Origin of the sequence: Prosthecobacter sp. (assembly GCF_046154365.1) — a bacterium.
Lineage (GTDB): Bacteria > Verrucomicrobiota > Verrucomicrobiia > Verrucomicrobiales > Verrucomicrobiaceae > Prosthecobacter.
The window spans coordinates 55,986-81,784 of the sequence record NZ_JBJXFV010000065.1; the positions used below are offsets into that span (position 1 = coordinate 55,986).

Below are 25,799 nucleotides of genomic sequence, written 5' to 3' on the forward strand. Positions count from 1 at the left end.
TGGCGGCGGCGCATTTGCGTAAGGAGACGCGCTTTGCCTCGATCCAGCTCAACACTCCAGACGTGGCGGAACTTCGAGCAAGTCTATTTCCTTTGTTAAAAAGCGCACTGAAACACACGTATTCGATGACTCATGAAAACCCGCCGCCAATTTCTTCGCAATGCCAGCACGCTCATCGCTCTGCCGATGCTGGAGTCTTTTTCGCCGCGTGGTGTCGCTGCGGACGCGACGGGCCAAGTCTCTGCCAACGCGCGAGCGAAGCGGCTTGTGTGCGTGGGTGCGTATCTCGGGCTTCATGCGCCGGCCATTTATCCGAAGGGCACCGGCTCAGACTACGAACTGACTCCGCTGCTGCAGCCGCTAGCGCATCTGCGGGGCGATTTCACGCTGTTCTCCGGGCTGGATCATCGCGCGCCGGGCGGGCACGGAAACTGGCCGAACTTTCTTTGCGGCAAGAAGATCAGAGCGGTGACGCTCGACCAGCAGGTCGCCGCGAAGATCGGGGGCGCGACGCGCTTTGCCTCGCTGGTGCTCGCGGCCGGGAGTTCTGAGGGCGGCGTGGCGATGAGTTACGGCGAGGGGGGCGTGGCGCTGCCGAGCATCAATCGCCCGAGCGTGCTCTACAAAAAGATGTTTGCCTCCGATGCGGACCGGCAGCGCACGGAGTATCTGCTGAAGAGCGGCCACAGCGCGCTGGACCGCGTGCTCGATGAAGCGCGCGCGATGCAGAAGCGCGTGAGCAGCAGCGACCGCGTGAAGCTCGACGAGTATTTCACCTCCATCCGCGAAGTGGAGACGCGCATGGGCCGGCAGCTCGAGCATTTGCACGACGTGGTGCCGGTGCCGGATTACACGATGCCGGAGGCCGACCCGGTGGCGATGAATCAGATGCTCGAATGCGAAGCGGTGATGCTCGACCTGATGGCCATCGCGTTGCAGACGGACTCGTGCCGCGTGCTCGGGCTGCGTCTGCCGGGTGAAAGCCAGGTCTTCACCATCGACGGGCAGATGCTGAAGTTCAGCTATCACTCCATGTCGCATCATGGAAACGACCCCGTCAAAGTCGGCGAGTTGATCAAGGTGGACACGCAGCACATGCGGCTCTTTGCGCGCTTCATCGAGCAGCTCAAAACGAAGACCGACGCCGAGGGCCGCGCCCTGCTCGACAGCACTATCGTGATGTGGGGCAGCGGCATGGGCGACGCGAGCCTCCACGGGAACACCAACATCCCCACGCTCGTGGCCGGTGGCGGGCTGAAACACGGACGCCATCTCGCCCTTGCCAGAAGGAAGCCGTCGGACAAGGAAATCCTGCTCGGTGATTTGTTCATCACGCTGCAGCGGCAGCTCGGCATCGAGTGCAACCGCTTCTGCGAGGCGCGGAACGGCATGGATGAGTTGCTGGCATGAACTTGCTCCGCATCAGTTTGATGAGCGGGCTGGTGCTCGCGTCGCCGGGCTTTTGCCCAGCGGAACCGCTGCCAGCGCCGTTGGCGTCGTTTCTCTCCGCGCACTGTCTCGACTGCCACGATGCGGCGATGACGAAGGGCGAGGTGAATCTCGACTTCCGTGAAGTGAACTGGAACGACGCGGCGAGCGTGCTGCTGCTGGAGCGCGCGCACCGCGCCGTGACGCGCGGTGAGATGCCGCCGAAAAAGAAGGCGCGCCCTGCGACGGAGGAAACCGCGGCCTTTCTCGCGTGGCTGGATGACGGACTCATGCACAAGGTCCCGCAGCACGGCACCACGTTCCGACGCCTGAGCCGCGTGGAATACGCGCGCACCGTCGAGCAGGTGTTCGGCACTCGTTTCGAGCTGCCGACGAGTTTTCCCGAGGACACTCGCGCGCATGGTTTCGATAGCGTCGCCGAGGCTCTTACGCTCTCGCCCGCGCTGCTGGAATCGTATGCCGAATGCGCGTCGATGATTGCCGATGATTTCTTCGCGCCGCCGAAGCCAACGCTGCCGCCGGCAAAGAAATTCACCGCGCGCATGAGAGACATGTCGTCGTCGAACAACAGCTACGGCCCCACCACGCTGCTAGTCGGGGATGTGATGCGGCTCGCGCTGCGCAAGGAATCCTCCTTTCCGACGAAGTTCGAGGCGAAGGTTTCCGCGATGTATCGCGTCCGCGTGAAGGCCCGCGCGGTGAAGCCGGAGCCCGGTCGCGCCATCACGCTCGCCGTCACCGGCAACGGCCGGGAAATCAAAAAAATCAGCGTGCCGGAAACCGGCGAGATTGATGAGACCATCGAGGTCGCCATTTTCGCGGGGCGCAGCGCCGAGTTCACCTACGCCGATGCGCCGAACGCGAACATCAACTCCAACTTCCCGCATCCGCAGACCGAGGAGGACATCCTGCATCGCTTCCAGCAGCAGCCGCGACTGCTCGCCGCGTGGCTCTCCATCCATGAGGAAGTGACGGACAAGGATGGCAAGCTGCGCACGAGAGCCAAAGGCACGCTCTTCGAGAACTTGGAAACCTCCAAGGTCGCGATTCTCAAAAACATCGACGAGGCGGTGAAGCGCACGGACCTCGACCTCAACACGGCCACGCCGGATGCCGCGCGGCATTTGTATAAGGTGATGGTCGGCACCGACCAGGGCGCGCCGAATATCAACAAAGGGTTCTTCCAGCGCTACACCGAGGCGATCAATCGGCAGGCTTTCACCGAGTGCGCCGCCATCGACCTGCTCGCCGTGGAAATTGAAGGCCCTCTCCAAGCGGTGGAGGATGACACCGATGCGCAGCGCACGCGGATGCGCGCACAGTTGCTCAACAACGAGATTCCCGCTGACGCGAAGGACGTCGCAGCCATGAAAAAGGCTGCGGCCATCATGTTGACGAAACTTTTCCGCCGTCCGGCCAAGGACGAAGAAGCCGCCGCCTACGCTGCCATCGGCGTCGAGCACGCCAGCGCAGGACGCAGCCTGAATGAAGCGCTGCATCTCATGCTGCGCACCGCGTTGATCTCGCCGCAGTTCATCTACCGCGAGCAGCCGCATGAGAGACTCGATGCACACGATCTCGCCACGAGGCTCGCCTACATGCTCACCGTGCGACCGCCGGACAAAAACCTGCTCGCCGCAGCCGCGAACGACAGCCTCACCAAGCCAGAAACGCTTCGCGCCGAAGCAGAGCGTTTGCTCAAGACGAAGGAGGCGAAGTTTGCCCTCATGCACTTCGCCCATCAGTGGCTCGGCACGCGCATGCTGCCGAAAATCTCGCCCGATCCGCTGCTCGGGCCATTCACCGAGAAACACCTCGCGGGTCTGAGTGAGGAAATCGAGATGACGCTGGGTGAAGCGCTCGAAAAGAACCTTCCGGTCGGCGAGCTCATCGATCCCGACTTCACTTTCACCAACACCCGCGTGGGCCGCGACATCTACGCGCTCGGCAAGGACTGGCTCACGCAAGTCGCGAGCAAAAGCGACAAATCATCCGACGGCAGCGGCCCCACCTTTCGGATCGAAGTCCCGCGAGGCGGTCGCATGGGCGGCCTGCTCGGCATGGCCGGCATCATGATGGCCACCGCCAATGGCGTGGACACGCAGCCCGTGGTGCGTGGCAAATGGGTGCTCGAAAACATCTTCGGCGATCCGCCACCACCTCCACCGGCCTCCGTCCCCGCCATCACGCCCGACACGCGCAACGCCAAAACCATCCGCGACCTCATGGCAGCACACACGGCGGATGCAAAGTGCGCTGGCTGCCACAAGAAACTCGATCCCCCCGGCTTCGTCCTGGAAAACTATGACGCCATCGGCAAATGGCGCGATACGTATCCCGTGCATCTCACCGGCCCCGACGGCAAAATCACCAGCAAGCCTGGCCCCGCCGTCAACTCTGCCTCCGTGATGCCCGATGGCACTGCGCTCAAAGACGTCACCGACCTCAAGCGATACGTCCGCCAACATCTCGACCAGTTCGCCGGTTGCCTCGCCGAGAAACTTTTCACCTACGGCACCGGCCGCACGCCCAGCTACGCCGAGCGCCAGGAACTCCACACCTCCGCCGACCGCATCCTCGCCGACCACGGCGGCTTCCGCGACCTGCTGCTCGCTGTGATCGCAAGCGAAGCATTCAGGCTGCGGTGAACGGAACGCTTTCCAAAAAGCATTTCCATGAAATACATCCTCCTCACCGCCCTGTTGCTCGCGCCGCTGGCCGCGCTGCACGCAGCCGACGCACCCGTTTCTCACCGCGTCCTGTGCACCGACTACAAGGGCAACCGCGTGGTCATTCTCTCGGCCAAGGGCGAGATCGAATGGGAGTTTCCGGCGAAGACGCCGCAGGATTGCTGGTTGCTGCCAAATGGGAACGTGCTCTTCAGCCAGATTACCGGAGCGGCGGAGGTGACGATGGATAAGAAGGTGGTGGAACTCGATGCCGACGGTGCGCAGTTGCGCGAGGTTGCCTTCGACGGCCAACCGGGTGCAGTCGTGAAGCTGCCGAATGGGCATCTCATCGTCAGTCTTTGGGACAAGACGAGCATCGTCGAACTCGACGAAAACTTGAAGACCGTCTGGCAGATTGCGGAGAACGAAATCCCCGGCAATCCACTGCGCATCCCGATGGGCATCCATCGCCTGCCCAATGGCAACACCGTCATCGGCAACTACATCGGTCACGGTTTCGAGGGCAAGCAGCCGATGGTCTTCGAGGTCACGCGCGACAAGAAAGTCGTGTGGGAATTCGCCGACCACGCACGTTTCAAAACCGTGTGCCAGATGCAGGTGCTCGATGTGCCTGCCGACGCGACAAAAGGCGAAGTGCTTCGCTGAATGCCTCCACCATTGAACCCCATGAACACACTTCCACTTCACACCCGACGCGATTTTCTCGCCGGCATCAGCAGCGGATTCGCGGGAGTCGCGCTTTCGCAAATGCTCGCTCGCGATGCCTTCGCCAGCGTCCCAGTGCCGAGGCCGGAGTTCAATGGCGGCATTCATCATCCGGCCAAAGTGAAGCGCGTCATTCAGCTCTTCATGAACGGCGGCGCGAGCCCGATGGACCTCTGGGATTACAAGCCGATGCTCACGAAACAGCACGGGCAGAAGCTCGGCTCGAAGGTGAAAATCGAAGGCGCGACCGGCATGCAGGGGCCGCTGATGAAGAGCCCGTTCGAGTTCAAGCAGCATGGTCAAAGCGGACGCTGGGCGAGCAGTCTATTTCCCGAGCAGGCGAAGCTCGTGGACGAGATGGCCTTTCTCATGGCGATGCAGGGCCGGTCCAATGTGCATGGCCAGAGCGCCTACCTCATGAACAACGGCTTCCTTCTACCCGGCTTCCCGTGCATGGGCGCATGGATTTCCTACGCGCTCGGCAATCTCACCGACAACCTGCCCACCTTCATCGTGCTGCCCGATGCGCGCGGCCTGCCTTACAACGGACGCGGTTGCTTCACCTCCGGCTTCCTGCCCGCGGTGCATCAAGGCACCGTGATCAAAGCAGGCGCGTCGCAACCCATCCCCGACCTCTTTGCCAGTGACAAGTTCGCCTTCGCCACGCGCCAGGCCGATGGCGACGGTCTCGCCTTGCTGAACCAAATGAATCATGCGCACGCCGCGCAGCATCCCGGTGATTCACGACTCGATGCCCGCGTTGCCGGCTATCAACTCGCCGCGAAACTTCAGCTCAGTGCGCCGGAAGCCTTCGACGTGATGCGCGAGCCCGAGTCCGCCCGCAAAGCCTATTGCCTCGACAGCGCCGACAAACCCACCGCCGACTTCGGCAAACGCTGCCTGCTCGCCACGCGACTCATCGAGCGCGGCGTGCGTTTTGTCCAAGTCTGGAGTGGCCCCGAGGGCGCGGTGAACAACTGGGACAACCACGGTGACATTCCCAAACAGCTCCCGCCCATGGCTGCGAGCATCGACAAGCCCATCGCCGCGCTGCTTCAAGACCTCCGCCAGCGCGGCCTCGCCGAAGACACGCTCGTGATCTGGACCACCGAGTTCGGCCGCACGCCGTTTTCACAAGGCTCACTCGGTCGCGACCACAACTGCGGCAGCTTCGTGAGCTGGCTCTGGGGCGCTGGTGTGAAGCCCGGCATTGCCCACGGAGAAAGCGATGACTGGTGCTATCAAGCCCGGCACGACATCACCACCGGCTACGACATGCATGCCACCATCTTGCACCTGCTCGGCATCGATCACGAGAAACTCACTGTCCGCACGAATGGCGTCGATCGACGTCTCACGGATGTGCATGGGCGGGTGGTGGCCGAGTTGCTTGCATAGTTTGGCGGCAGCGCGGCGTTTATGCGGCTATGAAACGTGTTATCGCTCTCGCTTGTCTGCTCGCTGTTCGTTGTCTGGCGGATGATCCCGTCGCCGTGTGGTCCAAGGACGTGACCATCAAGCCGATGTCGTCGATTGAAGGACGGCATTCAATTCACAGCTACTACGTGGCCAATCCTGAGAGTCCAGATGGCAAGCATGTGCTGTTCTTCACCTCAACGCATGCTGCAGGTTATGTCGGCGAGGTGCGTATCATGGAACGAGCTACGGGCAAAGAAATCGTGCTGGCGGAGAATGTGCATACCGAGGACGCGCACCGCGTGGCATGTCAGCAGTGGCTCTCAGGCGGCAAGCGCGTGGCGTTCCATGAGGTGATCGACAAAAAATGGCGTGTGGTCGTGGTCGATGTGGCGACGCTGGAGAAGACAATCGTCGCGGAAGATCATCAAGTCGGCTTTGGCAGACCGGAAGGCGATTTGCTGCCGATGTATGGCTGCCATTGGAAGCCGGGGCCGTATCGCGATCTCGAGGTGTGGGATGCGGCGACCGGCAAAACAACCACACGGGCCAAAATCGCCGAGGTGGAGGCGAAATACGGCGAATGGCTCGCCAAGGAGTTTGCGGGCAAGCCATGCTCGATCTTTTTTCCAGTCCTCAGCCCGGATTTGAAGCGGGTGTTCTTCAAAATCGCGGCGGGCAATGGCGGCGACAATTTCATGGCGAAGAACGCGAGTCATCGGCAGGGCATCGTCTGTTACGACTTTGAAAAAGCCGCATGCATCTGGCAGCGCGGCCAGTGGGGTCATCCAGGCTGGACGCCGGACTCTCATCACATCTTCGAGGTCGGTAATATCACGATGGACACCGACAAGCCGGTCTTCACTTACACGAAACTGAAGGACATCCCGAATCTGCGCGGCTCGCATCCTTCCGTCAGCCCCGATGGCAAGCTGATGGTCACCGACGGCATGACGGAGCCCGTGGGCGGCAAGCCGAACGAGTGGGGCATCATGGTGGCCGACATGAACGGCGGGAAATGGGTGCTGCTGCACAGCTTCGAGCAAAATCGCGGCGCACGCTCCTGGCGGCGCAACGATCCGCATCCCGCCTTCAGCGCGGACGGCAAACGCATTTACTACAACACGAGCGACGGCCAGTTCACGCGGTTGATGGTGGCGGAGCGTCCGTAACTTGCACGCAGATGAAAAGCCTTGTTGCGTTGCTGTTGCTGTCCGCGAGCGCTTTCGCCGCGAAGCCGAATATTGTCTTCATCTTCGTCGATAACTTTGGGAATGGCGATCTCGGCTGCTTTGGCTCCAAACTGCACCGCACGCCGAATGTGGACCGGCTGGCGGCGGCGGGGACGAAGTTCACGAGCTTTTATGTGGCGAGTGGTGTCTGCACGCCGAGCCGAGCGGCGTTCATGACGGGCTGTTACCCGCGTCGGGTGAACTTACATGTGAGCGACACGGGTGGTGCCGTGTTACAGCCGGTGGCGCGCAAGGGGCTGAATCCTGCCGAGGTCACGATGGCGGAAGTTTTGAAGAGCGCGGGTTATGCGACGATGTGCATCGGCAAATGGCATCTGGGTGATCAGCCGGGCTTTTTGCCGACGAAGCAGGGCTTCGATGAATTTTTCGGCATTCCCTACAGCGATGACATGATGAAGGAGAAAAAGCCGGACGTGTGGCCGGAACTGCCGCTGATTCGTGGTGAAAAGGTCATCGAAGCACCGGCGGATCGCGATCATCTGGTGCAACGCTGCACCGAGGCGGCGATTCGATTCATCGAGAAGCACGCGGCGGCGCCGTTCTTCCTCTATCTGCCGCACACGATGCCGGGATCGACGCCGCGGCCGTTTTCGAGCGAGAATTTCCGTGGCAAGAGCACGAATGGCGATTACGGCGATGCGGTGGAGGAACTGGACTGGAGCACGGGTGAGATCATGGCGGCGTTGCAACGGCTGAAGCTCGAGGACAGCACGCTGATCGTCTGGACCTCGGACAATGGTGCCGTGAAACGCCATCCGCCGCAGGGCAGCAATGCGCCGTATCGCGGCTCAGGCTACGACACGTCCGAGGGCGCGATGCGCATGCCCTGTGTGATGCGTTGGCCGGGGAAAATCGCCGCCGGCGCGGTGAATGATGCGTTGTGCTCGACGATGGACATGCTGCCGACGTTTGCGGCGCTCGCGGACGCGAAGCTGCCGCTGCAGAAGATCGACGGGCATGACATTCGTTCGATCTTGTTCGATGCGAGCAGCACGAAGTCGCCGTGGGATGACGATGGCTACTTCTTCTACCGCATGGAACAGCTCCAGGCCGTGCGGGCGGGTGATTGGAAGCTCTATCTGCCGCTGGAAGGCAAATTTGCGAACCTGCAGCGCAAGCGTGAGCCAGCCAGGCTCGAACTCTACGACGTGCGCCACGACGTGAGCGAGCAGCAGGAAGTCTCCGCGCAGCATCCTGAGATCGTGCAGCGCCTCGCGGCTCTCGCCGAGAAAGCGCGTGCTGACATTGGTGACGTGGACCGGCCTGGGACCGGCCAGCGTGAGGCGGGAATGGTCGAGCAAGCAGTGCCGCTCTTGCCGTGAGACGGATTGCCTGCTGTGTTGGCAGCATGCACCCAGGCAGCCGCTCGCTCATCCTCCTGATCCTCGTCATTTTTGCGGGCATCGTCGTGCCGTTTGTGATCTGGGGAGCGCAGTTTGATGCGGCGCTCAGTCTCGAAGGGGCGCGGCAGTGGATGGCAGGCTATGGCGCGTGGGCCTGGGCGGCGGGGATCGTGCTGTTGATCGCGGACATCGTGCTGCCGGTGCCTTCGACGGTGGTAATGTCAGCGCTGGGCTGGATGTATGGCTGGTGGCTCGGCGGTTTGATCTGCGCTGCGGGATCGATGCTGTCGGGCATCATCGCGTATGCAGGCTGCCGCTGGCTGGGACGTGGTGCGGCGCTCTGGATTGCGGGTGAGGCAGGTTTGCGCAGAGGCGAAGAAATTTTCGAAAAGCGCGGTGGCTGGCTGGTGGCGTTGTCACGCTGGATGCCGGTGCTGCCGGAGGCGGTGGCGTGTCTTGCGGGCCTGTCGCGCATGCGGTGGCGCGTGTTTTTGCCTGCGCTGGTGTGTGGATCGGTGCCCACGGGTTTCGCCTTCGCGGCGATTGGTCATGTGGGTCAAAGCGAACCGGGCTGGGCGATGGCTTTGAGCTGTATCATGCCGGTGCTGCTCTGGCTGGGCGCGGCGCGGGTGCTGCGGCGTTAAGGCATCGCGGTCAAACCGGCCGCCACGGCAGCGAGGCGTGCGAGTTTTTTCATTTCACGACCTGCGAGCCACAGCGCGAGCGGGGTCAGCACAACGACCGCGATGGCCCCAAACGCACCGATCACGAGCAGATGCCTCGTCGTCATCAACAATCCGGCGATCACGAACCACAGCAGAAAATTCCAGCCAATACCGCGCCGCACGCGCAGAATGCATCTGACCTGCGTCAGACAACGTCCCTCGCCGTGAAACTCAGTGACGCTGAGCCAGGCGCGTGAAACTTCCGCCCATGGCCAGGCTTCGAGGTCAAACCAGCGCCAGCCGTCGTCCTCGCGATAGATGATGTGTGCTGACTTGAGTGCTTTGCGCAGTTCATAGAGCCAAGCGTCGCGAGTGACGCCGGTTTCACTCCAGAAGCGCAGCGTGCCGAGATTGAGCGCAATTTTGTGTGGCCGCACTGGCGGCATGATCTCCGGCAGCATGGGATGCCGGCTTGGGCGTGCGCCGAGCCGCAGCATGCCGCGCAGCCGCGCCCATTCACGCACGACGGGCTGCAACCAACTCAGCCACCACAGCAGCAGGCGATTCCACGGGCCGTGCAAGTTGGCCGAAGCAGCATGGCATGAACTGACACGCCAGGCGGACCAGATGGCAAACAGCAGCACTGCCACGGCAAGCCACGGCAACTGGCAGGCGAGCGCCAGCACCATGCACGCGATCCACAGCAGACCGGTGAACCATTCCCACCAGCGAAAGTTCGATGTCGCATAGATCACCTGAAACGCGCCGAGGCCGAAGGGACCGTGGAAGATGCTGCCTTCGACGGGATGATCGGCCGGCAGCCGGTCACCATAGATGCCGCCACGCCAGCGTGCGCCACCGAGCGGGCCGAAGCGTGCGGGATGTTCCTTCATCAGCAGCGCCTCAGCATGGCCGTAGCCACGCTGCTGCTGCAAATACGCCCTTACCGTGAAGCGGCGATGATGCCAGACCATCGCGCCGGCCACAAAACGCAACACGCCATGCTCGCGCAGACGCCAGCAGACATCGACATCATCACCGGCGGCCATGAACTCGGCACGGAAGCCGCCGATGCGTTCAAGCAGGTCTTTGCGGATGGCGAGGTTGCAGCCGGGCAGGTGCTCGGCCTCGGTATCGTTGAGCAGCACATGAGCGGGTGCTCCAGGTGCGGCGGCGACGATGCGCTCGGTTCGGTTGCGTGGTGACGGCGGGATGTTTGGCCCGCCAGCGGCCACGACAGCGTCAGCGCTGAACGCATGGCTCAAATGCAGCAGCCAGTCAGGGTGCGCGATGCAGTCATCATCGGTGTAGGCGAGAATGGTGCCGGTGGCAAGTTTGGCGCCCAGGTTGCGTGCCACGCTCAGTCCGGCGTGCTCCTGAAACTTATAGCGCACGCGTGGAAAACCTTTGGCGATCTCTGCCGTGGCATCATTTGATCCATCATCGACCACGAGGATCTCGAAATCGGGATAGTTCAGCGCCGTCACGGATTCGAGACAGGACCGCAAGGTGAGAGCGCCATTGCGGGTGCAGACGATGACGGAAATGCGCGGTGCAGGCGATGGTGCGGGCAGTTGCGACGTCAAAGCCTGAACGACAGCGCAGACAGGCCGCTCATTGCGTTCGCGATCCACGATGCCAAACCGCCAGTCCGTGATTTCGCGCCCACCGCGATGCCATTCGTCCGTGTAGGCAAACCAGACGCCGCCTGCCGTGCCGCTATGTAAAAGGCAGCCGTGCTGCCAGCGCATGACTTCGGCCTGCTTCTCGGGGCTGTGCGTGGCAACGTCGAGACCGAACTCGGTGATGAGCAACGGTTTGCTGCCAGCGAGATTCTGCAAACGCGCGAGGCAGGCGGTGAACGCCTCGCGTGATTCGAGATAGACGTTCACCGCGAGGAAATCGGCATTGCGCGGCACGAGATACTCGGTGGACGGATATGTGGCATAGCTAACGAGCGTCTGTGGTGCGTGCTGGTGGGCGATGTCGATGAGATTCTCGATGAAATCACGCACACGCTCCGGCTGCATCCAGCGCACGAGCGTCTTTTCGATTTCATTGCCGACGAGAAACGCAGCGATGCAGGTGTGATCGCGGAGTCGTGCGGTAGCTTCTGCGATGCGTGCTTCGATTCCGCGGCAAAGTCCGCGATCTGAAAGAAAATCGACGTGTTCGGCCCATGGAATGCCGACAATGAGCCGCAAGCCGAGTGCTTCGACTTCACGCAGCATGGCAGGCGTGGGCAGTTCGTAGAGGCGCACCGTGTTGAAGCCTAGAGATGCGATGTGGCGCAGATCAGCGGCCAGACGTTCGTCTTCAGGGAAGGGTTCGCTGCGCGTGTTTGGCTTGAACGGACCGTAGCTGACGCCACGCATGAAAAACGGCGTGCCAGCGGCCAGTTGCAGAAATTTTCCTGCCGTCAGCACACGCGTCCCATGGATCACGGGCGCGTGGTTTGGAGACGGCAGTGCGGAAGTCATGAGAACGACGAAGATGAAACACAGACGCGCTCAAGGCCAGCCGGATTCAGCTTCCGACCCGCTCAGACGACGGTTTCTGGCTTCGTTGCGTCCTGATCGGCCGCAGGCGCAGGCTGCTGCACTTCCATTTCCACCCAGCCGTCGCCTTCGCGCTCGATGCGGCGGGTATTGATGACGAAAACGATGCACAGGCCGATGAATGCGGCCGAAGCCTCGAGCACGAACGGCGTCGTGAGGAAGGCAAACAGATAGGCTAGGCCCTGCATCACGATCTCACGCGCGGTTTCGTTCACATAGGCGGCCACGCTGATCGCGATGGCAAAGCAAACCGTCCAGATGAGCGGTTCCAGCCACCAGCGTGACTTGGCAGGAGATGTTTCGGGCGTAGGCATCAGGTGGATCAATCGACGGGGGTTGCTTTGCGCACAGACACCGGGAAATCCACATGCTTGGTCTTCAGCTTCGTTGCATCCACCGTGCTGAGGGCGTCAGATACAGAGGCAGAAGCTGGCGCACCATCCTCGACCGGCAGCGCCTTCAACGCCGCAGGCTCCATCTGACGGCGCAAGTCAGCCACATGCCTGCCCCACATCGCCGTGCCGGCGAGAATGATCACAAAGACGGCGATGGCGGCAGGCAGTGGTGATTTGATAGACTTCACGCGATTGTTCGCAGGAGCGGTGATGCGATCCGGGCGTGCTTCACGATCACGCAGCCAAGGACCGTGCGATTGCGTGAGGTAGCGGTAATCACGCTCTCCAGCCAGCATACCTTCCGGCAGCTCTTCGAGGGCTGCACTCGCATCCACGGCAAGAAAGTCGCTGTAACCACGAATGAAGGAGCGTGCATACGTCATGCTGCCAAAGGCGGCGATGTTGCCGGACTCCAGATGCATCAAGCGCTGCACGGGGATGCGCGTTTCATGGGCGGTGTCTTCGAGTGACAGGCCGCGTTGTTCGCGCGCGGCTTTGAGTCTCTGTCCAAGGGAGGCTGGCATGGGTGGGTTGGGCTGGGCAAGTGTGACACTTCTCGCCCTGGATGCGATGAAATTTTTTGCGCTCGCCGCAAGATTGCATGACCAAAACCGGCGCAAGGTCATCTCCAGTCTTCTTGTAATCAAACCAAGCAATTCTAGAATCCCCTCCACGAGATCCGCCTGAAGATTCATCGTGAACTGGAAGCCCCATCGGCGCTGCGCAAATTTGGCAGCGGCTGGATCAGCGGCGTGCTGGGCTTGATGTTCGACCACCGGGTCCCCCGAAGGGGAGCCTGCGGCATCAAGCGATCAGCTCACGAATCACATGCCCATGCACATCCGTGAGGCGTCGATCAATGCCGTTGTGCCGCACCGTGAGCTTGGTGTGGTCAATGCCAAGCAGATGCATCATCGTGGCGTGGATATCATAGCAGGTCGTCGGATTCGCGCGGTCGAGGGGTTTGTAGCCCCATTGGTCGCTCTCACCGGCGGTCACGCCACCTTGGATGCCGCCACCGCAGAGCCAGTTGGTGAAGACGTAGGGGTTGTGATCGCGTCCCTTGCCGCCTTGAGTGCTCGGCATGCGGCCGAACTCGGTGGTCCACAAGATGATCGTGTCATCGAGCAGACCACGCTGTTTCAAATCGAGAATCAATGCCGAAACGGCCTTCGCCATGCCCCAGGCGAGTGGACCGTGATCGCGCTCGACGTCTTCGTGGCTGTCCCAGTTGCGACGCGGGAAGCCATTGTCGTTGCCGCTCCAAATCTGTACAAAGCGCACGCCGCGTTCGAGCAGGCGACGCGCGGCGAGGCACTTGCGGCCCATGTAGTCGGCTTCTTCTTCGGGATTGATCTCCGTGGGCCAGACTTTGCGGTGCTCCTGGATGCCGTACATTGTTTTCATCGCCGCAGACTCCTTGCTGATGTCGAGCGCCTCCGGCGCGGCGAGCTGCATCTTCGCCGCGAGTTCGTAGCTCTTGATGCGTGAGTCGAGCCGCGAGTCTTCCTCGCGCAGATGCTGATGTTGACGGTTCAACTGCTCCAGCAGCGCAAAACCTTCGCGATCCGACTTCGCGGTGATGTAGCGGCCGGCTTTGTGCGGAAACAAATCCGCGATCGGCGTCGCTGCGCCGGGATAAATGATCGTCCCGGCGTGCTGCGATGACAAAAAGGCGCTATCCCAATTCTTCGGCCCGTTGGAGGCAAAACCGCGATGATCCGGCAGCACGACGAAGGTTGGCAAATTATCACTCAACGAACCCAGCGCATAGCTCACCCAACAACCCACACCCGGAAAGCCCGGCAGATTGAAGCCGGTGGATTGCAGCAGCGTGCCTTGGGAATGCACGCCGGTCTTGCCGACCATGTTATGCACGAAGGCCATGTCATCCACGCAGGCTCCGAGCGGCGCGACGGCCTCGCTGAGCATCTTGCCGCTCTGTCCATACGGCTTGAAGTCCCACACCGGCTTCTTCCACGGTCCGAGGCCGTTTTGAAATGCTTCCACGGCCTCGCCGAAGTTGGACTCCTCGCCGTGATGCTTGATGAGCGCGGGTTTGAAATCAAAGAGGTCCACATGGCTCGCCGCACCGCCCATGAAGAGCTGCACGACCCGTTTCGCCTTCGGTGTGATGATCTGCGAGTGATGCGCTGTTTCGCCTGCCTGGATTGACGCAAACGCGAGCGCACCAAACCCTTGTCCGGTCGTATGAAGCAGTTGGCGGCGGGTGAGCATGGTCGATGGTGCTGCTGACACTACGCACGCGCCAGTCACGTCTTTGCGGGACGGAGCTTTCAGCTCATCCCACCATCCGCTCCAGCGTGGGCCGCAGGCGCAGCATTTCCGTGTCGAGCGTGGCACAGGCGGCTGGCGCGGCCTGCAAATCTGTTTCGTGGCCGATCGTTTCCAGCCGCTGTGCGGCGGCGGTGGCGCGGTCTGAGCCGAACAGGGCCAGCGCGCCTTTGAGGGAATGCGCGTGAGTTTGCAGCGCCTTCGCGTCACCGTTGGCGATGGCGGTGTGGATGCCAGACAGAAGCGTGGCAGACTCTTCGATGAACACCTGGGCGAGCTGGCGCATGAAATCGACACTGCCGCTGGCAGACTTCAACACCTGGGCCCGGATGGCGGCGTCCTCGGGGTGGAGATCAGTCAGCGCTGGTGCAGGGGCTGTGGCCACTGGCAACGACGCGGGTGGCAGCAGCTCTGCCATGGTTTGCCAGAGTTCGTCAGGCTGGATGGGCTTGGAGACATAGCCGTCCATCCCGGCTGCCAGGCAGCGCTCACGGTCGCCTTTCAAAGCGTGGGCGGTCATCGCGATGATCGGGACGTGACCACCGATGATTTTTTCGCGCTCACGGATGGCGGCAGTCGCCTGAAAGCCGTCCATCTCAGGCATCTGCACGTCCATGAGCACACAGTCGAACGACTCACGTTCAAAGGCGGCGAGCGCCTCCCTGCCGTTTGGCGCGATGAAATTAGTGTGCCCCTGTTCATCGAGCAGCAAGGCCGCGAGCTTTTGGTTCACCGCATTGTCTTCGGCGACCAGGACATGCAGGCGGCTCCCGCTGGCGATGGTGGTCACGGTGCCCGTGGCAGCAGTCGCGGACGGCGGATGGCGGAGCGTGTGATCGATGTTCAGCGCTCCCAGCATCGAGTCGAGCAGTTCGGACTGCTTCACGGGCTTGGTCAGGCAGGAGGAGATGCCCATTTCACGCGACCGTGCGGCATCGCCAGCTCTAGGGCCCGAGGTCAGCATCACGATGGGCGTGGGAGCCAGTTCACGCAGTTTTGCGGCAACGGTGAAGCCATCCATCTTGGGCATGTGGAAGTCGAGGAGGACCAGGCCAAACGGCAAGCCGGTCTGCGTGGCGATTTGCATGGCCGCAATGGCCGCTGTACCGCCGTCGGTCAACGTCGGCTGCATGTGCCAACTGTTGAGCGTCTCTTCCAGAATGCGGCGGTTGGTCGCGTTATCGTCCACCACCAGCACACGCAAGGCATTGAGCAGATCCAGCCGCACCGGCGTCTCGCTCGACACCGGATTGGCCACTTTTTGGAGATGGGCGGTGAAGTGAAACGTGCTGCCCCGGTGCAGCTCACTCTCGACCCAGATGCGCCCGCCCATCATGCCGACCAGACGTGCCGAGATCGCCAGCCCCAGACCGGTGCCGCCATATTCACGCGTCGTGGAACTGTCGGCCTGGGTGAAGGCGTCAAAGATCAACTGTTGCTTATGTGCTGGAATGCCGATGCCGGTGTCGCTCACGGTGAAGTGCAGGCAGCAGGCTTCGTCGGCTTGCGACTCGACGCCCACATCCAGCACGATCTCACCCTGATGGGTGAATTTGATCGCATTGCCCACGAGGTTCACGATGATCTGGCGCAGGCGTCCGGGATCGCCCGCCAGAACGTCGGGCACCTCGGCATGGAAATGACAGGCCAGCTCCAGGCTTTTCTCGTTGGCGCGATTGGCGAGGGTTTTCATCGTGTCGCCAAAGATTTCGCGCACGCGGAACTCCATGTGGTCGAGGCTCAGCCTGCCCGCTTCGATTTTGGAGAAGTCCAGCACGTCGTTGATCACCGTCAGCAGCGCATCGGCGCTCGTCCTGACCATGGTGAGGTATTCCCGTTGTTCGGGGGTGAGCGGTGTGTTCAGCGCCACGCCCGTCATGCCGATGATGCCGTTCATCGGCGTGCGGATCTCATGGCTCATCTGGGCGAGGAATTCGCTCTTGGCATGGCTGGCACGCTCCGCCTCGGCCTTGGCGGCGAGCAGTTGGGTGTTCATGACCTGCACTGCCTGTGACGCCTGCATGATGCGTTCCGCAGCGAGTTTCGCCTCGGTGATGTCCCAGTTCGTGCCGATCATGCGCACGGCGCTGCCCGCAGTGTCACGCTGGACGACGCCGTTGGCTTTGATGTGCCGCACCGTGCCATCCGGCCACACCACACGGAATTCCGTGTCGAACTCTCTTTCCCCACGCAGGGCCATCTGCAGCCGCTCCACTTGGTGGGCCTTGTCGTCAGGATGCAGGCCGGACTCCCATGCCTCATAGGCACCAGAAAAAGTCGCCGCCGTGATGCCATAGAGCCGGTACATCGCATCGTCCCACTCCAGGCGCTGATGCACCACATCGTAATCCCAGATGCCCACGTTCGCGGCGCGCGTGGCCAGCTGTAGCCGGTCAGCCATCCTGCTCTGCGCTTCCTCCGCCCGTTTGCGCTCCGTGATGTCCTGGCCCACGCCGAGGAAGCCGGTGATCTGTCCGCTCTTGTCCATCAGCGCCGTCACCGACAGCAGCACCGGATAACGGCTGCCGTCCTTGCGGATGTAAGTCCATTCGTTCTCATCCGGCATGCCTAGTCGCGCTTTCGCCACAAAAGTTTCAAAGCCAGGCTCCACGGGGCGGCCCAGTTCCTTCGTGAGCACTGCCGCGCGCTTCACCACCTCTTCAGGATCGTGAATGATGGCGGGTGATACCTTGCCAACCACCTCCTCCGCAGTGTACCCCAGCTTGTGCTCCGCCTCGGCATTGAAGGTCTGGATGATGCCGTCCGGCGCACCGGAGATGATGGTGAAATTCGCACCGTCCAGAATCGCCTGCTGCAACTGCGTGGTGTGGCGCAGCTCTTGCTCCATGATTTTTTTCGCCGTGATGTCACGTGCGGCGGCAAAGATCAGCCCCCGCTCGCGGTCAGGCATCGCATGCCACAGCAGCCAGATGTGGCCGCCGTCTCTGCACCGGAAGCGGTTTTCGAACGACAACGTCAGTGCGCCCGTGCTGAGCTTTTGCGCTTCCGCCACCGTGCATGCGATGTCATCGGGATGAATGAACTCCACATAAGGCACGGCCATCAATTCCTCGCGGCTGAACCCCAGCGCCCCCTCCCATGCCGGATTCAGTTTGGTGAACCAGCCCTCAAAGTTGGCGACACACAGCAGATCCAACGAATGCTCAAAGAAGAAACGCATCTCATCCTCAGTCGGACGAGTGTCAGTTGGAGTGGCATCGTGGTCGCTCATGCTCATCGTGAGCTTCACCATAGGAGATGCCAGTCCCGTCTGACAAGCGGAGTCTTGCTTTCCTCAGGCGGAAACCGTGAAAATGCGCACGTGAATCACTTCACCAGCATCCACGGCAGCCAATACGCCTGCACCATCACCAGCACGCCCATGAGCAGCGCCAGCGCCACGCTGTGCCAGAACACGCTGCGCAGCACGGTGCCCGCATCAGGACTCTCTGGGTGACCGCCCGTCGCCACAGCGGCGACGACGATGCTCTGCGCGTCGATCATCTTGCCCATCACGCCGCCGCTGCTGTTCGAGGCCGCCATGTGGATCGGTGAGAGTTGCAGTTGGTTCGCGGTGACTTGCTGAAGATTGCCAAACAGCACGTTCGATGACGTGTCGCTGCCGGTGAGCGCCACACCGAGCCAGCCGATGAGCGGGGAGAAAAACGGGAACATCCATCCCGTTGAGGCCATCATGAGGCCCATCGTGGTGTCCGTGCCGCTGTAGCGCGTCACATAGCCGAGCGCGAGCATGAGTGAGATCGTCAGCAACGGCACGCGCAGCTTCCAAATCGTCACGCCATACAATTTGAGCAGACGTTTGGGCGAAAGGCCGAGGCAAAGCCCCGCCGCCATGCCGGCGAGCATCGCCGCCGTGCCGGTGGCCGAGAGCGCGTTGAATTTAAACACCGCTTTCTCCACCTCTGCATGCACCACCACCGGTGGCACGCGCTCCACCATCTTGTGCAGCATCGGCACCTCAATCTCGCGGTTGAAAACACCATTCAAACCGCTTTTCGCCGCCGGCATGCCCCAGCAGAACACGAAGGCCGTCAAGAACACCCACGGCAGCCATGCCTTCCATGGCGATGCCTCACGCACTTCTGCCGTCACAGGCTTTTCGGCGGCAGCCTTCGGCTTCCACACCTTCATGAACAGCACAAGCACCGCCATCGCCACGACTGCGCTCACGATGTCCACCAGCCACGGCCCGTGGTAGTTACTCATCACAAACTGCATCACGCCAAAGCTCGCACCCGTTACGAAACACGCCGGCCATACGCCAAGCATGCCGCGCACGCCGACCTGCGCCGCCACCAGCCAGAACGGCACGATGAGCGAGAAAATGGGCAGTTGTCGCCCCACCATTGCACTCAGCGACATGAGATCGAGACCCGTGATGTCCGCCAGCGTCGTCAACGGCGTGCCGAGCGATCCAAACGCCACCGGCGCAGTGTTGCCGATGAGCGCCAGCTTCGCCGCTTCGAGCGGTTTGAAGCCGAGTCCAATCATGAGCGCCCCCGTGATCGCCACTGGCGCACCAAAACCTGCCGCGCCTTCAATGAACGCACCAAAGGCGAAGGCGATCAGCAGCGCCTGAATCCGCCGATCACTCGAAACACTCGCGATCTGGCGTTGCAGCACCGCGAACTGGCCCGTTTCGACACTCAGATTGTAAACGAACATCGCGTTCAGCACGATCCAGCCAATGGGGAAGAGACCGAAGAGCGCACCGTTCACCGCCGCCATGCCCGCCATCGTTGCCGGCATGTGATATACGAAGATTGCGATCACCAGCGCCACGATGAGCCCCGCCCCCGCCGCCAGTTGCGCCCGCACATGCCAGAACGCCAGCAGCCCCAGCAGCACCACCACCGGCACCGCTGCGACGAGTGAGGAAAGAATCAGACTGCCGAGAGGGTCGTAGTTTTGGGACCAGGTCATGAGAATCAAGGCAGAGCATCACGGACAAGCTGCATCGTGTGTTTCACCTCAATGTGCGAACCAATTCTTTTGAGATGCAGCGCTACCTGCGTCATGCAGCCGATGTTTCCCGTCACCACCACATCCGCGCCCGTGGCGATGATGCTTTTGGCCTTCTGCTCGCCGAGTGATGACGCGATCTCCGGCTGGTCCATGTTGTAACTGCCTGCGCTGCCGCAGCAAAGATGCGCGTCGGTGATTTCGAGCAGTTGCAGGCCCGGAATGGCCTTCAAAAGATCGCGTGGCTGCCTGCGCACGTTTTGCGCGTTCGAGAGATGGCACGCATCGTGGTAGGCGGCTTTGAGTTTCATTTCACGCAGCGGCTCGCGCAGGCCGAGCCTCATCAAAAACACGCTCACATCCATCACGCGATGCCGGAAGGCCTCAGCCCGCGCTTCATCCGCCGTGCCGCGCAGCACGAGGTGGTATTCATGCATCGCCGAGCCGCAGCCAGCGGCGTTCGTCAAAATCGCGTACACATCGTCGGGAAACGCCGCCAAATTCCGCCGCGCAAATTTCTGCGCCGCTGCCAGATCGCCCGTGTGCCACGCCAGACCGCCGCAGCAGCCCTGCGTGCGTGGAATGACGACCTCAATGCCGTTGCGCGTCAGCACCTCGATTGTGGCCGTGTTGATGTCCGGATCGAGCACCTGCTGCGCACAGCCGAGCAGCAACGCCACGCGCGCACGCTTTTCACCGATGGCCGGATTCACCGCAGCCCATGACTGTGCAGGCGGCAGCGCCTCCGGCATCAGCTCCAGCATCGGCCGCCAAGCCTTCGGCATCAGTCCCATCCGACCTATCCGTCCTAGCTTCGCCGCCACACGAAAGCGCCACGGATACGGCACCGTCTGCGCCGCCACAAAACGCCGCACCCGCTCCAACAGGCCCCGCTTCATCTTCCCCGCTGCCAAAGCACGAAACGGGCTGATCAAATCCCGATACGGCACCCCGCTCGGACACGCAGGCTCACACGCCAGGCACCCCAGACACCGATCCACATGCGGCTGCGCAGCCTCAAAACTCATCCTGCCCTCCAGCACTTCCTTCATCAGCACGATGCGACCACGCGGCGTGTCCATCTCCTGCCCCAGCTCGTGATATGTTGGGCATGCTGCCAAGCAAAACCCGCAATGCACACACGCCGACACCGCCTTCGCCATCGGTTCGCCCAGCGGGCCGAATTTTTCGGTTGGAATGGCGTGGAGCATCAGTCGTCGAGAGTGGGAAAACGATTCTGCGGATCGAGCGCCTGCTTCACCGCCGCCTCAATGGCAAAACGCGGCCGTGTGCCGATCCACAGCGGCGCATCACCGCGCAGCGTCATGCCGCGAGGAGGAAGCGTGTTCGAGAAGGCCACATTGCCGCCGCAGCTCACATGCGCGGCTTTGAATTCGCCGATTTGATCCGGCGTGATGTCCGTTTTAAAGTTCCAACGTGCTTCGCGAATCTCGTTCCAGACCGCATTGTCGATGATTTCGCCGCCGATCTCCTGCGCGAGCACTTCGAGGGCTTTTCCAGGTCCGGCGAGTCGCACGAGCATTTTTTCGCCGCCGGGCAGAACATCGAGCGCATCGGCCTCGAAGCGTGAATTCGCGATCCGGGCCATCTTTTCAGCCTCGAAGGGCATCTGCAGCGTCAGCGTCGATTCGCGACGCGGAAACACTTTGAACGTCACCTCACCGATCACGCCGAATCTGCCGAGACTGCCGATCAGAAACTTCGGCACATCAAATCCCGCCGCGTTTTTGACCACCTTGCCACCCAGCCGCAGCAAACGGCCCAAGCCATCGACAAAGCGCACGCCGAGGATGAAGTCACGCACGCCGCCGTAGCGGAAACGACCCGGACCACTCAAACCACTGGCCACCACGCCGCCGATGGTGCTGCCAGCATCGACGAGCATCGGATCGAAGGGCAGGTATTGACCCTTCTCATCCAACGCCGCGATGATCTTCTTCACCGGTGTTCCGGCGAGAGCGGTGAACGTGAACTCACTCGGCTCATACTCCGTGATCCCGCTCAACTGCCGCGTCGAAATCTTCACCGCATCCACCGCCGACAAACGTGGCTTCGTCTCCGCCCCCACGGCGATCACGCGCGGTGCAGAGAGCACGGCGTCGCGGAGTTCGGGGAGTGTGGCGGGTGTTTCCATGGGTCAGCCGAGTCGGTGCATCAGTTGCAGCGCTGCGGGAGAAGGATAGCAGCCTGCGTGGATCAGCAGAGATCTCTTCTCAACGCGATCAGGCTCGTTCAGGCCCAAGACATGGATGGTGGCCGTGCCGATGCGGCTGCGGGCTTTGATCAGCGGGCCGTCGAGCACGAAGTGATCGGACCAGCACTCGATTCGTGGATTGTAGAGCCTGACAAACCTGCCTTGGAGGATCGTGGCGACATCACTGCCCTTAGAACGATTGCAGTGTGAGCATGCAAGGCAGAGGTTGTGCTCCTCAGTCGGGCCGCGATGTTTTTCGGCGATCACATGATCTATGTGAAAAGCATGAATCCCGTCTTCTTGCCGCAAGAGGCAGTACTCACAGAGTGCCATGGCCCGGTCCTTCACCTTTAGCCGCAGGTGTTCGGGTATCTGCGCACGGCTCATGATTTCAGGCGGCCTTTGCATTCAGCATGACTCGCGCCTGTGCTTTCGCCCGGGACAACACACGCTCCATCTCCATCACCCGATCCAACTCGGCTGTTTCCTCCGGCAAAAGCCCTTCGCTTTTCTCTTTCGCGATCAACTCCTCAAATCTTCGCGATGCCTCTTCGGATGCCTTGAATGCGATGAGCTGCTCCGGTGTGTATCCACCGGCCAGGAGATCCATGGCTTCATCGTAAATCGTATTCATGCGCTCAAGATAGTAAGACTCGCGTTTGCAAACAAGACCAATTTACTCCCGTGAAATGACGCCCGCCTTCTCCAGCGGATGCAGGCCGACATGCGACAAAGCGGGCGCTTCTTTGCCGGGGAACATCTTGCCGGGGTTGGCGATGCCGAGGGGATCGAAGGCGGCGCGGAGGCGCTGCATGCAGTCGATCTCGTCGGCGGTGAACATGTCGGGCAGGAACTCGCGCTTCTCGACGCCGATGCCGTGCTCGCCGGTGATGGAGCCGCCCATTTCGATGCACATCCTCAAAATGCGACCCGCGAGTGATTCAGCGCGATGCAAAGCGCCTTCCTCGCGACCGTCGAAGAGGATCAGCGGATGCAGATTGCCATCGCCAGCATGGAAGACATTCGCGACGCGGATGTTCGACTCCCGAGCCATCTCGGCGATGCGGCGCAGTGCTTCGCCGAGCTTGCGACGCGGGACGACGCCGTCCTGCACGATGAAATCGGGCGAGAGACGGCCCACGGCACTGAAGGCGCTCTTGCGGCCTTTCCAAATCGCCATGCGTTCATCAGCATCGCGAGCAGGACGCATTTCGACGGGTTGACTGGCAGCGAGGATGGCATCGAGTCGTTCGCGTTCGATGGCGACAACTTCGCGCGGGCCTTCAAGCTCGACGATGAGCACAGCCTCGCATCCGGGCGGATATTCGGCATGCACCGCAGCCACTGCGGCCTCAAGCGCGAGCGCATCCATGATCTCGATGGCTCCAGGCAGCAAACCGCTCGCGATAACGGCAGAGACAGCGTCGCCGGCTTGTTCGAGCGTGCGATAACCGGCGAGCACGGTGTGGAAGCTCTCGGCTTTCGGCAGCAGTTGCAGCGTGATCTCGAGCGCGATGCCAAACAGGCCTTCGTTGCCGGTGAACAGGCCGCACCAGTCGGGTCCGAGCCGTTCGCGACTGCCGCCGCCCCATTCGACGACTTCACCGGTGCCAAGCACGGCCTTGATGCCGAGGATGTGATTCGCGGTCATGCCGTACTTGAGGCAATGCGCGCCGCCGGAGTTGAAGGCGACGTTGCCACCGATGGTGCAGATGCTTTGTGACGAAGGATCAGGCGCGTAGTGCAGTCCAAACGGTGTCGCAGCCGTCGTGACCTGTGTGTTGATCACACCCGGCTCAACAACCGCGATGCGTTGCGCGGGATCGAGCTTCAGGATGCGGTTCAGACGATTGAGCGCGATGACGATGCCTTCCGCGATGGGCAGCGAGCCGCCGGACAAACTGGTGCCGCTGCCGCGTGCGACAAACGGCAGCTTCAGTTCATGACACAGCCGCACAATGGCAATGACTTCATCCGTCGTCTCCGGCACGACCACAGCGAGAGGTCGTGTGCGAAAGGCGGTGAGACCGTCGCTCTCATACGCCGCCAGCTCGACCGGGCGCACGAGCAGACGGTCAGGCGGGAGCAGTGAGGCGAGTCGTGCGAGGGGCATGGGCACACCGAGGTTAACAAGATCTTCCCAGCCAGCGGAAAACCGCCGTCTCAACTCGTTCAAACTGTTCGGGCGTGAGGACTCCAAGTCTGCGAATGCCGGTTGCCACAGGAAAGGTTTCCACACTTTGCGTCAAGAATGCCCCGGCCCTCAAGAAGGACACGGTGACAGGCACCTCCCATTTTGATTCGCGCAGACTGGTGGTGTGCATGACAAAGGACACCAAGGCGCGGTCCTCATCATCGAAGGGCACGCTAAGGATGAGAACCGGCCTGACTTTCTTTGCCATGCCGCAGTCCCAAAGCCAGACTTCACCGCGTCTGGGGCTCATAAGCTGTCTCCTCGGCCTCCAACATGGCGGCCACGAGCGATCCGCCTGCACAGAGTTCCTCGTCGCTGATCTCGCCCGAATCGATCACCGGCATGCGCCGCCAAAAGATCTGGGCGAAAAGAGATTTTTCCGACTCTGGCAGAGTCTCATACTCACGAAACAGGTGTTCAGCTGAAGCGATCATGGGTTGATTTTGTCATCAATGTCCTGGGAAAGCGAGCCGATATTACTTCAGCACGTTCTGCAGTGCCGTGAGCACGAGATCGACATTTCGCACGCTCGCGCCGTGGCCCATGAGGCCGATGCGCCAGGCTTTGCCGGCCATGACGCCGAGTCCGGCACCGATCTCGATGCCGTATTCTTCGAGCAGACGTTTGCGTGTGCCGGCGTCGTCGGCGCCGGCGGGGATGTGGATGCAGTTGAGCGTGTGGAGCGAGTGCTTCGGCACATAACTGATGCCCATCGCCTCCAATCCGGCACGCAGGCGCTGATGCATCTGTGCGTGGCGGGCGATGCGGGCGTCGAGACCTTCTTCCAGCACAATGGCGAGCGCTTCACGCAAAGCGTAGGTCATGTTGATCGGTGCGGTGTGGTGATACACGCGGCCACCGCCGCCGCCGAGGTAGTATTTGCGCAGCATCGAGACATCAAGATACCAGGACTGCACTTTTGTTTTGCGCGCATCCATGACGGCGAGGGCGCGGTCGCCAAAGCTAACGGGCGCGAGGCCGGGCGGGCAGCTCAGGCATTTCTGCGTGCCGCTGTAGATGGCGTCGATGCCCCAATCATCGACCTTCAATTCGTGACCGCCGAGGCTGGTGACTGCATCGACGACCAGCAGCGCGCCTTTGCCATGCACGATGTCGGCGAGGCCTTCGAGCGGCTGCAGCGCGCCGGTGCTCGTCTCGGCATGCACGATGCCGACCAGTTTGCTTTTCGGATGCTGCTCAAGAGCAGCGGCAATTTGATCGAACTGAATGACATCGCCCCACGCCGCCTCGACGGCATGCACGGTGGCACCGCAGCGTTCCATCACATCCTTCATGCGACTGCCGAAGACGCCGTTCACACAGACGATCACTTCATCACCAGGCTCGATCAGATTGACGGCGATGCATTCCATCCCGGCCATGCCGGTGCCGCTGACGGGAAAGGTGAGCGCGTTCTTCGTTTGAAACACCTGCCGCAGCATCTCGCAGACCTCGTCCATGATGGCGACATACTGTGGATCGAGATGTCCGAGCGTCGGCGCACCGAGCGCACGCAGCACGCGTGAGGGGACAGGACTGGGGCCGGGGCCGAGAAGGATGCGTTCAGCGGGATGTTGGGTGTTCATGGAGGTGCCGAGTATGGGCAACAGCTCGTTTCGGGCAACGCATTGTTTCAAT

The 25,799-nt window shown here is 61.6% G+C and carries 21 protein-coding genes; 7 read left to right on the forward strand and 14 right to left on the reverse strand.

Going from position 1 to position 25,799, the window contains the following annotated elements; all coding sequences use genetic code 11:
* Positions 1-132: 132 nt before the first annotated feature.
* From ACKVY0_RS07895 to ACKVY0_RS07925, 7 genes are read left to right on the forward strand one after another with little or no spacing between them, the layout of a single operon-like run.
* Positions 133-1,410: a DUF1552 domain-containing protein gene (locus ACKVY0_RS07895; protein ID WP_409214255.1), complete on the forward strand. Its 1,278-nt coding sequence runs from the start codon at positions 133-135 to the stop codon at positions 1,408-1,410.
* Positions 1,407-4,097 carry a DUF1588 domain-containing protein gene (locus ACKVY0_RS07900; protein WP_409214256.1) on the forward strand — a complete coding sequence of 897 codons (2,691 nt, stop codon included), beginning with the start codon at positions 1,407-1,409 and terminating at the stop codon, positions 4,095-4,097. Before ACKVY0_RS07895 ends, ACKVY0_RS07900 begins: the two co-directional genes overlap by 4 nt.
* 27 nt (positions 4,098-4,124) lie before the next feature.
* Complete coding sequence (locus tag ACKVY0_RS07905) at positions 4,125-4,784, forward strand: hypothetical protein (RefSeq protein ID WP_409214257.1); 660 nt, start codon at positions 4,125-4,127, stop codon at positions 4,782-4,784.
* 21 nt (positions 4,785-4,805) lie between these two features.
* Positions 4,806-6,242 carry a DUF1501 domain-containing protein gene (locus tag ACKVY0_RS07910; protein WP_409214258.1) on the forward strand — a complete coding sequence of 479 codons (1,437 nt, stop codon included), beginning with the start codon at positions 4,806-4,808 and terminating at the stop codon, positions 6,240-6,242.
* A gap of 29 nt (positions 6,243-6,271) precedes the next feature.
* Positions 6,272-7,432, forward strand: coding sequence for a hypothetical protein (locus ACKVY0_RS07915; protein WP_409214259.1), 1,161 nt, complete (start codon positions 6,272-6,274; stop codon positions 7,430-7,432).
* Between the two features lie 11 nt (positions 7,433-7,443).
* Complete coding sequence (locus ACKVY0_RS07920) at positions 7,444-8,835, forward strand: sulfatase (RefSeq protein WP_409214260.1); 1,392 nt, start codon at positions 7,444-7,446, stop codon at positions 8,833-8,835.
* Positions 8,836-8,861: 26 nt separating this feature from the next.
* A complete protein-coding gene (locus tag ACKVY0_RS07925; RefSeq protein WP_409214261.1) occupies positions 8,862-9,500 on the forward strand; it encodes a TVP38/TMEM64 family protein in 639 nt (212 codons plus the stop codon).
* Here ACKVY0_RS07925 and ACKVY0_RS07930 read toward each other — a convergent pair.
* From ACKVY0_RS07930 to ACKVY0_RS07995, 14 genes are all read right to left on the reverse strand, one after another.
* Positions 9,497-12,001 carry a glycosyltransferase gene (locus ACKVY0_RS07930; RefSeq protein ID WP_409214262.1) on the reverse strand — a complete coding sequence of 835 codons (2,505 nt, stop codon included), beginning with the start codon at positions 11,999-12,001 and terminating at the stop codon, positions 9,497-9,499. The two genes, ACKVY0_RS07925 and ACKVY0_RS07930, sit on opposite strands and share 4 nt — an antisense overlap.
* A gap of 62 nt (positions 12,002-12,063) precedes the next feature.
* On the reverse strand, positions 12,064-12,393 hold the full coding sequence (locus tag ACKVY0_RS07935; protein WP_409214263.1) for a hypothetical protein: 330 nt from the start codon (positions 12,391-12,393) through the stop codon (positions 12,064-12,066).
* 8 nt (positions 12,394-12,401) lie between these two features.
* A complete protein-coding gene (locus tag ACKVY0_RS07940; RefSeq protein WP_409214264.1) occupies positions 12,402-12,998 on the reverse strand; it encodes a helix-turn-helix domain-containing protein in 597 nt (198 codons plus the stop codon).
* A gap of 280 nt (positions 12,999-13,278) precedes the next feature.
* Positions 13,279-14,712: a DUF1501 domain-containing protein gene (locus tag ACKVY0_RS07945; RefSeq protein ID WP_409214265.1), complete on the reverse strand. Its 1,434-nt coding sequence runs from the start codon at positions 14,710-14,712 to the stop codon at positions 13,279-13,281.
* 64 nt (positions 14,713-14,776) lie between these two features.
* Positions 14,777-18,001 carry a response regulator gene (locus tag ACKVY0_RS07950; protein ID WP_409214266.1) on the reverse strand — a complete coding sequence of 1,075 codons (3,225 nt, stop codon included), beginning with the start codon at positions 17,999-18,001 and terminating at the stop codon, positions 14,777-14,779.
* 95 nt (positions 18,002-18,096) lie between these two features.
* Complete coding sequence (locus tag ACKVY0_RS07955; protein WP_409214267.1) at positions 18,097-19,713, reverse strand: L-lactate permease; 1,617 nt, start codon at positions 19,711-19,713, stop codon at positions 18,097-18,099.
* Between the two features lie 5 nt (positions 19,714-19,718).
* Positions 19,719-20,963, reverse strand: coding sequence for a (Fe-S)-binding protein (locus ACKVY0_RS07960; RefSeq protein ID WP_409214268.1), 1,245 nt, complete (start codon positions 20,961-20,963; stop codon positions 19,719-19,721).
* The gene (locus ACKVY0_RS07965; RefSeq protein WP_409214269.1) at positions 20,963-21,907 is read right to left on the reverse strand and encodes an FAD-binding protein; all 945 of its coding nucleotides are present in this window, start codon (positions 21,905-21,907) and stop codon (positions 20,963-20,965) included. Before ACKVY0_RS07965 ends, ACKVY0_RS07960 begins: the two co-directional genes overlap by 1 nt.
* A gap of 3 nt (positions 21,908-21,910) precedes the next feature.
* A complete protein-coding gene (locus tag ACKVY0_RS07970; RefSeq protein WP_409214270.1) occupies positions 21,911-22,375 on the reverse strand; it encodes an HNH endonuclease in 465 nt (154 codons plus the stop codon).
* Positions 22,359-22,601 (reverse strand): hypothetical protein, encoded by a 243-nt coding sequence (locus ACKVY0_RS07975; RefSeq protein WP_409214271.1) that lies wholly within the window; start codon positions 22,599-22,601, stop codon positions 22,359-22,361. The genes ACKVY0_RS07970 and ACKVY0_RS07975 overlap by 17 nt, the downstream gene beginning before the upstream one ends.
* Before the next feature lie 42 nt (positions 22,602-22,643).
* Positions 22,644-24,080: an FAD-linked oxidase C-terminal domain-containing protein gene (locus ACKVY0_RS07980; RefSeq protein ID WP_409214272.1), complete on the reverse strand. Its 1,437-nt coding sequence runs from the start codon at positions 24,078-24,080 to the stop codon at positions 22,644-22,646.
* A gap of 13 nt (positions 24,081-24,093) precedes the next feature.
* Complete coding sequence (locus ACKVY0_RS07985) at positions 24,094-24,411, reverse strand: type II toxin-antitoxin system PemK/MazF family toxin (protein ID WP_409214273.1); 318 nt, start codon at positions 24,409-24,411, stop codon at positions 24,094-24,096.
* Positions 24,392-24,595 (reverse strand): hypothetical protein, encoded by a 204-nt coding sequence (locus ACKVY0_RS07990; RefSeq protein WP_409214274.1) that lies wholly within the window; start codon positions 24,593-24,595, stop codon positions 24,392-24,394. Before ACKVY0_RS07990 ends, ACKVY0_RS07985 begins: the two co-directional genes overlap by 20 nt.
* A gap of 42 nt (positions 24,596-24,637) precedes the next feature.
* On the reverse strand, positions 24,638-25,747 hold the full coding sequence (locus tag ACKVY0_RS07995; protein ID WP_409214275.1) for a pyridoxal-phosphate-dependent aminotransferase family protein: 1,110 nt from the start codon (positions 25,745-25,747) through the stop codon (positions 24,638-24,640).
* Positions 25,748-25,799 lie beyond the last annotated feature (52 nt).

Bases quoted from the DNA above. Each gene is read 5' to 3' on its own strand.
- ACKVY0_RS07910 (WP_409214258.1), top strand. From the start codon at position 4,806: ATGAACACACTTCCACTTCACACCCGACGCGATTTTCTCGCCGGCATC.
- ACKVY0_RS07915 (WP_409214259.1), top strand. From the start codon at position 6,272: ATGAAACGTGTTATCGCTCTCGCTTGTCTGCTCGCTGTTCGTTGTCTG.
- ACKVY0_RS07990 (WP_409214274.1), bottom strand. From the start codon at position 24,595: ATGATCGCTTCAGCTGAACACCTGTTTCGTGAGTATGAGACTCTGCCA.
- ACKVY0_RS07925 (WP_409214261.1), top strand. From the start codon at position 8,862: ATGCACCCAGGCAGCCGCTCGCTCATCCTCCTGATCCTCGTCATTTTT.
- ACKVY0_RS07995 (WP_409214275.1), bottom strand. From the start codon at position 25,747: ATGAACACCCAACATCCCGCTGAACGCATCCTTCTCGGCCCCGGCCCC.
- ACKVY0_RS07905 (WP_409214257.1), top strand. From the start codon at position 4,125: ATGAAATACATCCTCCTCACCGCCCTGTTGCTCGCGCCGCTGGCCGCG.
- ACKVY0_RS07965 (WP_409214269.1), bottom strand. From the start codon at position 21,907: ATGGAAACACCCGCCACACTCCCCGAACTCCGCGACGCCGTGCTCTCT.
- ACKVY0_RS07900 (WP_409214256.1), top strand. From the start codon at position 1,407: ATGAACTTGCTCCGCATCAGTTTGATGAGCGGGCTGGTGCTCGCGTCG.
- ACKVY0_RS07970 (WP_409214270.1), bottom strand. From the start codon at position 22,375: ATGCAAAGGCCGCCTGAAATCATGAGCCGTGCGCAGATACCCGAACAC.
- ACKVY0_RS07955 (WP_409214267.1), bottom strand. From the start codon at position 19,713: ATGACCTGGTCCCAAAACTACGACCCTCTCGGCAGTCTGATTCTTTCC.
- ACKVY0_RS07945 (WP_409214265.1), bottom strand. From the start codon at position 14,712: ATGCTCACCCGCCGCCAACTGCTTCATACGACCGGACAAGGGTTTGGT.
- ACKVY0_RS07895 (WP_409214255.1), top strand. From the start codon at position 133: ATGAAAACCCGCCGCCAATTTCTTCGCAATGCCAGCACGCTCATCGCT.
- ACKVY0_RS07950 (WP_409214266.1), bottom strand. From the start codon at position 18,001: ATGAGCGACCACGATGCCACTCCAACTGACACTCGTCCGACTGAGGAT.
- ACKVY0_RS07935 (WP_409214263.1), bottom strand. From the start codon at position 12,393: ATGCCTACGCCCGAAACATCTCCTGCCAAGTCACGCTGGTGGCTGGAA.
- ACKVY0_RS07985 (WP_409214273.1), bottom strand. From the start codon at position 24,411: ATGAGCCCCAGACGCGGTGAAGTCTGGCTTTGGGACTGCGGCATGGCA.
- ACKVY0_RS07920 (WP_409214260.1), top strand. From the start codon at position 7,444: ATGAAAAGCCTTGTTGCGTTGCTGTTGCTGTCCGCGAGCGCTTTCGCC.
- ACKVY0_RS07960 (WP_409214268.1), bottom strand. From the start codon at position 20,963: ATGCTCCACGCCATTCCAACCGAAAAATTCGGCCCGCTGGGCGAACCG.
- ACKVY0_RS07940 (WP_409214264.1), bottom strand. From the start codon at position 12,998: ATGCCAGCCTCCCTTGGACAGAGACTCAAAGCCGCGCGCGAACAACGC.
- ACKVY0_RS07980 (WP_409214272.1), bottom strand. From the start codon at position 24,080: ATGCCCCTCGCACGACTCGCCTCACTGCTCCCGCCTGACCGTCTGCTC.
- ACKVY0_RS07930 (WP_409214262.1), bottom strand. From the start codon at position 12,001: ATGACTTCCGCACTGCCGTCTCCAAACCACGCGCCCGTGATCCATGGG.
- ACKVY0_RS07975 (WP_409214271.1), bottom strand. From the start codon at position 22,601: ATGAATACGATTTACGATGAAGCCATGGATCTCCTGGCCGGTGGATAC.